The sequence below is a fragment of the uncultured Salinicola sp. genome (genome assembly GCF_937921195.1).
Lineage (GTDB): Bacteria > Pseudomonadota > Gammaproteobacteria > Pseudomonadales > Halomonadaceae > Salinicola.
In genome coordinates, this window is record NZ_CALFQK010000201.1 from 1 (window position 1) to 7,586 (window position 7,586).

Sequence of the window (7,586 nt, forward strand, 5' to 3'; positions counted from 1 at the left end):
GGAAGCTGGAAGCTGGAAGCTGGAAGCTGGAAGCTGGAAGCTGGAAGCTGGAAGCCAAGATCAAACCACCACCGCAAAATCCAACAACCGGTTTTCGCTTTTGACTTTTCTTCCGACTTCCAGCTTATGACTTCAAGCTCCGGGCGTAGCCCGGCCCGCCTTGTCCACGGCGCGCCAGTGGTGCAGCAGCGGTTCGGTGTAGCCGGAGGGCTGCTCGCGGCCCTTGAAGATCAGGTCCGAGGCGGCCTGGAAGGCGCTGGAATCTTCCAGATGCGAGGTCATCGGCGTATAGCCGGGATCGTCGGCATTCTGCCCGTCCACCACCTTGGCCATGCGCTCCAATGTCTCGCGCACCTGCGCCTCGTCGACGATGCCGTGGTGCAGCCAGTTGGCGATGTGCTGGCTGGAGATGCGCAGCGTCGCGCGGTCCTCCATCAGGCCGACATCGTGGATGTCCGGCACCTTGGAGCAGCCCACGCCGTGTTCGACCCAGCGCACCACGTAGCCGAGGATGCCCTGGCAGTTGTTGTCGAGTTCCTGCTGGATCTCGTCGGCGCCCCAGGCCGCCTTGGGGTCGACCGGCACGGTCAGCAGATCGTCGAGCAGATCCACCTCCCCCTGATCTTCCAGTTCGCGCTGAATCGCTCCCACGTCGATCTGGTGATAGTGAAGCGCATGCAGCACCGCCGCGGTCGGCGACGGCACCCAGGCGGTATTGGCACCCGCCTTGGGATGGCCCACTTTCTGCTCCAGCATCGCCGCCATCAGGTCCGGCATCGCCCACATGCCCTTGCCGATCTGGGCCCGGCCCCGCAGTCCGCAGGCCAGCCCGATCTGGACGTTGCTGCGCTCATAGGCGCCGATCCACTTGCTGCCCTTCATGTCGCCCTTGCGCAGCATCGGCCCCGCGTTCATGGCGGTGTGCATCTCGTCGCCGGTGCGGTCCAGGAAACCGGTATTGATGAAGGCGACGCGCGAGGCTGCCGCGTCGATGCAGGCCTTGAGATTGACCGAGGTCCGGCGCTCCTCGTCCATGATGCCCATCTTCAGCGTGGTCGCCGGCAGCCCGAGCAGTTGTTCGACGCGACCGAACAGCTCGTCGGCGAACGCCACTTCCTGCGGCCCGTGCATCTTGGGCTTGACGATGTAGAGCGATCCGGCACGCGAGTTGCCACGCTCCCGTTTCAGGTCGTGCAGACCGATCAGCGAGGTCATCACCGCATCCAGGATGCCCTCGGGGATCTCGTTGCCCTCGTCGTCGAGGATGGCCGGCGTGGTCATCAGATGGCCCACATTGCGCACGAACATCAGCGAGCGGCCCGGCAGGGTCAAGGAGCCACCATCCGGCAAGGTGTAGTCGCGATCCGGATTGAGTCGCCGGGTGACGGTCTTGCCGCCCTTGTCGAAGCGCTCCTCGAGATCGCCTTTCATCAGGCCGAGCCAGTTGCGATAGACCAGCGTCTTGTCCTCGGCATCGACCGCCGCCACCGAATCCTCGCAATCCATGATCGTGGTCACCGCCGCCTCGACCAGCAGATCCTTGACGTGTGCCGGATCGGTCTTGCCGATCGGGTGGTCGGCGTCGATCTGGATCTCGAGATGCAGGCCGTGGTTGGAGAGCAGGATCGCCGTGGGCGATGGCGCCTCGCCCCGGAAGCCGACGAACTGGCCCGGATTCTTCAGGCCGGTATCGCGCCCGCCCTCCAGCGTGGCCGACAGCCGGCCATCGCGAATGGCATAGCCGACCGCCTCCCGGTGCGAACCGGTCGCCAGCGGCACGGCCATGTCGAGCACGTTGCGGGCGTAGGCGATCACCTTCTCGCCGCGCTTGGGGTTGTAGGCGTTGCCCTTCTCGGCGCCATCCGCTTCGCTGATCACGTCGGTGCCGTAGAGCGCATCGTAGAGGCTCCCCCAGCGAGCGTTGGCGGCATTGAGCGCGTAGCGGGCGTTGTTGACCGGTACCACCAGTTGCGGTCCGGCCTGCCGCGCGATCTCGTCATCCACGTTGGTGGTGGTGGCCTGGACCTTCGCGGGGGCATCGACCAGATAGCCGATCTTCTCGAGGAAGGCGCGATAGGCCGCCATATCCTCGATCCCGCCGGGATTGTCGCGATGCCACTGATCAAGCTCGGCCTGCAGGCGATCGCGTTCGGCCAGCAGCGCCCGATTGCGGGGCGCCAGGTCGTGGACCAGCGCGTCGAAGCCGGCCCAGAAGGCGTCGGCCTCGATATCGGTGCCCGGCAGGACCTCGTCGACAATGAAGCGATCGAGCGCTGTCGCTACCCGCAATCGGTGATGAGTGGTACGTTTCGTCGTGTCGGATATCATGTTCGTCTCCAGATCGGTAGTCACTCAGGTCACGGCCGCCGCTTCATTCACGCCGCCACCGCACCCACCAGACCACTTGTGGGAAATGACCATTTGTGGAAAATATTTCCATAGATTATGCGACATCATAATCGGCCTCCCGGATGTTGTCTCCTTCGACCTTCGTCACCCTCCGCATCCCGAGCTATCGATCGCCCGCCTCCTGCACCGCGTCATGGTTTCGGTAGCGCACGACGAGTAGCATAGGCGGATCAGGAGATACGTACATGCTCGACTTTTCGCCATTGAAGGCTGTTGGCCCGCTTCATCACATCAAGACGCTTTCCGATTCACCATTGGCCGACTATCTCGACCATTACCGGCTGTCGCCGCTGCTGGACAGCAACGGGAATCTGGAGCTCCATGCCGGTTATCTCCAAGCCGAAGGAGAGCAGGGAAGAACCTTCGAGCTCTGGGTGCAGGTCTGGGCTCCCCCCTCGCCCCGGGGCACGATCTTCGTGGTCCACGGCTACTTTGATCATCTCGGCCTCTACGGCCACCTGCTCGAACGCCTGCTGGCGCTTGGCTGGCAGGTGGTGATGTGGGACCTGCCCGGCCACGGACTCTCCAGCGGCGCCCGCGCCACCATCGACGACTTCACCGACTACGTGAAATGCTTCAATGACGTCGAGCGTCAGATAGCGCAACGACATCTGGCGCCGGGGCCGTGGCTGGCAATCGGCCAGAGCACCGGCGCGTCGATCGTGGCCACCGACGCCCTGGCTCGCGGCGACGAAGCGCCGTGGCAGGGGCTGGTGATGCTGGCCCCCCTGGTTCGCCCCTGGGGCTGGAACCAGTCCCGCTGGCTACACCGTATCGCCAGCCCTTTCGTGGATACCATTCCCCGAAAGTATCGCGCCAACACCACCAATCTCGATTTCGCCGACTTCCTGCGTCTGCACGACCCCCTCCAGGACGACCATCTGGCCTTGACCTGGGTCACGGCCATGCGCCGTTGGATGCCGACCCTGCTCAAGCGGCCACCCAGCGAGCTGCCGGTGCTGATCCTGCAGGGAGAGCAGGACCTGACCGTCGACTGGAGCTGGAATCTCAAGGCGCTCCGCCGGAAGTTTCCCCGCGCCCAGATCGTGCGTCATCCCGATGCCCGTCACCATCTGGTCAACGAGGCGGAACCGATTCGTCAGGTGCTGTTCGAGGCGCTCGACGACTTCCTGACGCGCTTCGCCGCGACGCATCCTCCCGACCCGCTGCCCGCCTCATGAAGTCGCTGATCATCGGGCTCGCGTTGCTCACGCTGGGCGGATGCGCCGGCATCAGCCAGTCGCCGCCGGATGCCCGCGAGGCATTGAAGGGCCTGGCCGCCAATGCCGCCCGGGGATTGCTGGCCTCCCCGCCCTGGCCCGTGCAGAACACCCCGGCGGTCACGATTCTGCTGCGCCCCGCGGAAGTCGCCGAGGCGCTTCCGATCACGCCGGCCGCGCTGAACGAGGCGTTGGGTCGGGCGCTGCTGAGCAACGAGAACGCGCCTCATGTCCTGGACTGGGCGCCGACCTCGATGTCGGCGCAAGCCGACGGACAGTGGCTGCTCCAGGCCAGGCTGACGGCCGACTCGCCGCCGCTGCGTTTGAGCGACCGGACCTTGCAGCCCTATCTGCTGCAGTTCGACCTCTCCCAGCCCGACGGTGAGCACTGGCAGTGGCACGCCAGTGGCGCGATCGATCCCGATGCCCTGCCCAGGACCACCGAGTCCCCCTGATTTCCACGTCCGAGAGAGAGATTCATGTCACGCTTTGCTCGCCACCTCGGCAATCAAGATGGTCCCCACAATCCGTTCCCCGGGTTGCAGGCGCTGGAGCGCCGGCTCGGGCATGCCCTGCCTCACCGTATTGGCTCCAACGAAGGGCTCGACATGCCGCACCGGGCACTGACGGCCCGATTCGGGAAGAACGTCGCCGACCTCGCCCGCACCTATGGCGACGCCGAGGCGTGGCAGGTTCGCCGGCGTCTGGCCGAGAGCCTGGGCTTGCCGATGGAAGCGCTGCTGGTGGATGCGGGCGCGGACAGCCTGATGGCGCTGGCGCTGCGCGCCCTTTGCGAGACAGGCGACACGGTCATCACCAGTGCCGGCACCTACCCGACCTGGAGCTACTTCGTGCACGCCCAGGGCTGCCGCCAGGTGGAAGTCGCGTACGCCAGTCGCGCCGACCTGCTGGCGCCGGATCTCGACGCCCTGGCGGCCAGGGCCAGTCGCGAGAACGCCCGCGTCGTCTATCTCGCCAATCCCGACAACCCCAGCGGCCATCTCCACAGCGACGCCGACGTACTGGCGCTGCGCAACGGACTCCCCGAGGAGTGCACCCTGGTCCTCGACGAGGCCTACCATGACTTCCGCGACGACGCGGGGTCGCCGGCCGCCAACGCGATCTGGCCCGGGGTGATTCGTCTACGCACCTTCTCGAAGGCCCATGGCCTCGCCGGCCTGCGCGTGGGCTACGCCATCGCCACGCCGGACACCCATGCCATGCTGCTGAAAGTGAGGATTCACTACGCTGTCTCGTCACTGGCGCTGGCGGCCGCGGAGACCGTTCTCGCGCACCCCGACGAGACCCGCGAGCATGTGACCGCGGTGGTACGCCGACGCGAGGCGCTGAGCGAGTGGCTGCGAGAACGCGGCGCCGACGTGCTGCCCAGCACGACCAATTTCGTGGCACTGCGGCTGGACGACGCCGAGCGGGCCACGGCGATCCATCGGCAACTGCTGGCGGAAGGCACCCTGATCCACCGCCCGGCGCACCCGGCGCTGGGCCATGTGCTGCGGATCAGCGCGCTCGAGGATGCGCTGGTGCCGGGCAGGCTCGAGACGTTGGCATCGGCCCTGCGGGACGGGGGATGAATCGTGCTTGCCTGACGCCGCTCGGATTCAGGCCCGCATGGGGTCGTTGGCCTTCAGCATTCGGTCCAGTTGGCGATAGCCGATCGCCTCCATCAGCTGCGCCTTGCCGACCCGCGTCTCGCCGCTGAGATCGGCCAGGGTCAACGCCACCCGTAGCACGCGGTGATAGGCTCGCGCCGAAAGATTGAGCCGATCCAGCACGCTGGCGAACCACTGCCGCTCATCCGAGGACAAGGCGCAGGCGGCTTCCAGCTCGGAGCCAGGAAGATGGGCGTTGAGATGCCCCCGCGCCTGCTGGCGCCGGCGGGCGGCGAGAACCCGCTCCCTCACGCTGGCCGATGCTTCCCCCGGCGTCCGGTCGGTGAGCTGCGTGGCCGGCAGCGCCGGCACTTCGACCTGCAGGTCGATCCGGTCCAGCAGCGGCCCGGACAATCGCGACTGGTAGCGCTGGATCTGCGCGGGGCTGCAGTGGCAGCGCTGGCGCGGATCGCCGAGATGACCGCAGGGGCAGGGATTCATGGCGGCGACCAGTTGGAAGCGGGCCGGGAAGCGGCGCTGGTGATTGGCCCGGGAGATCAGGATCTGCGCCGATTCCATCGGCTCGCGCAGCACTTCCAGCACGTGGCGGTCGAACTCCGGCAGTTCGTCCAGAAACAGCACGCCCTGGTGCGCGAGCGAGATCTCGCCGGGCCGCGGCCGCGAGCCGCCGCCCACCAACGCCACGCTGCTCGAGGTGTGATGAGGATTGCGAAACGGCCGCTGTCCCCAGCGTTCCATGATCGGCAGTCCGCAGACCGACCTCACCGCCGCCACCTCGAGCGATTCATCTTGTGTCAGTGGCGGCAGAATGCCCGCCAGCCGACTGGCCAGCATGGTCTTGCCGGTGCCTGGCGGCCCCGCCAGCAGCAGATTGTGGCCACCCGCCGCCGCGACCTCCAGCGCCCGGCGCGCCTGGTGCTGGCCTTTGACATCCGCCATATCCGGTTGGGGGAGCTCCGCGTTGACGGGCGCGCCAAATTGGTGCGCAACGAGTTTCTCGCGACCGAGCAGATGGCTTACCACCTCGAGAAGATGCCCCGCCGCGAACACTTCGACGCCGTCGGCCAGCGCGGCTTCGTCGGCATTGGCGAGCGGGACGATGAGACCGCGGCCCGCCCGCCGTGCGGCCAGTGCGGTCGGCAGTACGCCGGTGACCGGCCGCAGCGCGCCATCCAGCGCCAGTTCGCCGACGACCTCGAGCTGCCCGGCCGCCTCGACGGGAACCTGGCCGGATGCCATCAGAATGCCCAGGGCGATGGGGAGATCGAAGCGGCCGCCGTCCTTGGGCAGGTCGGCAGGCGCCAGGTTAAGCGTGATGCGACGCGAGGGAAACTCGAAACCGGCGTTGATGAGTGCGCTGCGAACCCGTTCGCGACTCTCCTTGACCGCCGTTTCCGGAAGACCCACCAGCGTCAATCCCGGCAGACCATTACTGAGGTGAACCTCGATCAGCACTTCGGGGGCCTCGAGTCCGAGGCTGGCGCGGGCGCGCACGATGGCAAGCGTCATGTCGTCTCCCAGGTCGGCACCTGGGCAGTCGCCCCAGGCCGGGGGATGCCAGCGCGACATCCCTTGCAGCCCTACAACTACATAATGTTACGTGATATCGCAACTCGAGCGGTGCCGACAATCGGACCGCCCCCAGCGACGAAGTGAACCGGGAGCCTCCGATCCTGCCGCGATCAGGGCCGGGTTCCGTGGGCGCTGCCATCGGTATCATCGACGGGCGGCGTCTTGGGCTCGACCCGGGGTTGGGCCGCCTGCTCGCTCTGCAACGTATTCTCCAGCGCCGCGACCTGCTCCTCCAGCGCCTCGACGCGTTCACGCGTGCGCTGGAGCACCTCCATCATGATGTCGAAATCCTCCCGGGAAACGATCTCCATACGCTCCATGGCGCCCCGCAATACACCCTGCATGTTGCGTTGGATATCGCCGGGTGCCTGGGAGGCGCCGTGAAGCTTGTCACCCAACTGCCTGGTCAGACGCTCGAACCGATCCTGTGCCGACATGAAACTGTCTCCTTGATTTCCCGATGTCTTCGGTGACCTGTCACTCAAGTCTACGCAAACTCCCGGCTTTACGCCTGCGCACAAAAGGTGCAGCCGAAAAACCGGGCTGCATGGTTCTGGTGCAGTCAATGACGCCAGTCGTGATGCATTGATAAATGCAGCCCTCAAGACCAAAGACAACTCATTGATTTTTCTATCCTCGAAGACAAATGGCATGTGTCCTGCCTGTCATCTGAAGGCGCAAGCCGATTACGGGAGAGACAAGGGATGAAACTCATCACCGCCATCATTAAACCCTTCAAGCTCGACGATGTGCG

Annotated in this window: 6 protein-coding genes; 3 read left to right on the plus strand and 3 right to left on the minus strand. The window is 65.9% G+C overall.

All coding sequences use genetic code 11. The features are described from left to right. Positions 1-132 precede the first annotated feature (132 nt). Positions 133-2,328 carry a malate synthase G gene (locus Q0602_RS23370; RefSeq protein ID WP_298848463.1) on the minus strand — a complete coding sequence of 732 codons (2,196 nt, stop codon included), beginning with the start codon at positions 2,326-2,328 and terminating at the stop codon, positions 133-135. Between the two features lie 266 nt (positions 2,329-2,594). Here Q0602_RS23370 and Q0602_RS23375 point away from each other — a divergent pair, with 266 nt between their 5' ends. Genes Q0602_RS23375 through Q0602_RS23385 form a run of 3 tightly spaced genes read left to right on the plus strand, consistent with a single transcriptional unit; the run spans position 2,595 to position 5,221 of the window. Next, positions 2,595-3,590, plus strand: coding sequence for an alpha/beta hydrolase (locus tag Q0602_RS23375; RefSeq protein WP_298848465.1), 996 nt, complete (start codon positions 2,595-2,597; stop codon positions 3,588-3,590). Continuing rightward, positions 3,587-4,084, plus strand: a complete 498-nt coding sequence (locus Q0602_RS23380; protein WP_295037708.1) for a hypothetical protein — start codon at positions 3,587-3,589, stop codon at positions 4,082-4,084. The genes Q0602_RS23375 and Q0602_RS23380 overlap by 4 nt, the downstream gene beginning before the upstream one ends. A gap of 24 nt (positions 4,085-4,108) precedes the next feature. After that, the gene (locus Q0602_RS23385; protein WP_298848468.1) at positions 4,109-5,221 is read left to right on the plus strand and encodes an aminotransferase class I/II-fold pyridoxal phosphate-dependent enzyme; all 1,113 of its coding nucleotides are present in this window, start codon (positions 4,109-4,111) and stop codon (positions 5,219-5,221) included. A 27-nt stretch (positions 5,222-5,248) separates the two neighbouring features. Here Q0602_RS23385 and Q0602_RS23390 read toward each other — a convergent pair whose 3' ends face one another. Together Q0602_RS23390 and Q0602_RS23395 are read right to left on the minus strand one after the other, a co-directional pair. Further along, positions 5,249-6,769, minus strand: a complete 1,521-nt coding sequence (locus Q0602_RS23390; RefSeq protein ID WP_298848470.1) for a YifB family Mg chelatase-like AAA ATPase — start codon at positions 6,767-6,769, stop codon at positions 5,249-5,251. Between the two features lie 173 nt (positions 6,770-6,942). Next, positions 6,943-7,269, minus strand: a complete 327-nt coding sequence (locus Q0602_RS23395) for an accessory factor UbiK family protein (RefSeq protein WP_298848472.1) — start codon at positions 7,267-7,269, stop codon at positions 6,943-6,945. Positions 7,270-7,586: the final 317 nt, after the last annotated feature.

What these genes read in the sequence shown, in the direction of transcription:
- Q0602_RS23380 (WP_295037708.1), top strand. Translation starts at nt 3,587, where the DNA reads ATGAAGTCGCTGATCATCGGGCTCGCGTTGCTCACGCTGGGCGGATGC.
- Q0602_RS23395 (WP_298848472.1), bottom strand. Translation starts at nt 7,269, where the DNA reads ATGTCGGCACAGGATCGGTTCGAGCGTCTGACCAGGCAGTTGGGTGAC.
- Q0602_RS23385 (WP_298848468.1), top strand. Translation starts at nt 4,109, where the DNA reads ATGTCACGCTTTGCTCGCCACCTCGGCAATCAAGATGGTCCCCACAAT.
- Q0602_RS23390 (WP_298848470.1), bottom strand. Translation starts at nt 6,769, where the DNA reads ATGACGCTTGCCATCGTGCGCGCCCGCGCCAGCCTCGGACTCGAGGCC.
- Q0602_RS23370 (WP_298848463.1), bottom strand. Translation starts at nt 2,328, where the DNA reads ATGATATCCGACACGACGAAACGTACCACTCATCACCGATTGCGGGTA.
- Q0602_RS23375 (WP_298848465.1), top strand. Translation starts at nt 2,595, where the DNA reads ATGCTCGACTTTTCGCCATTGAAGGCTGTTGGCCCGCTTCATCACATC.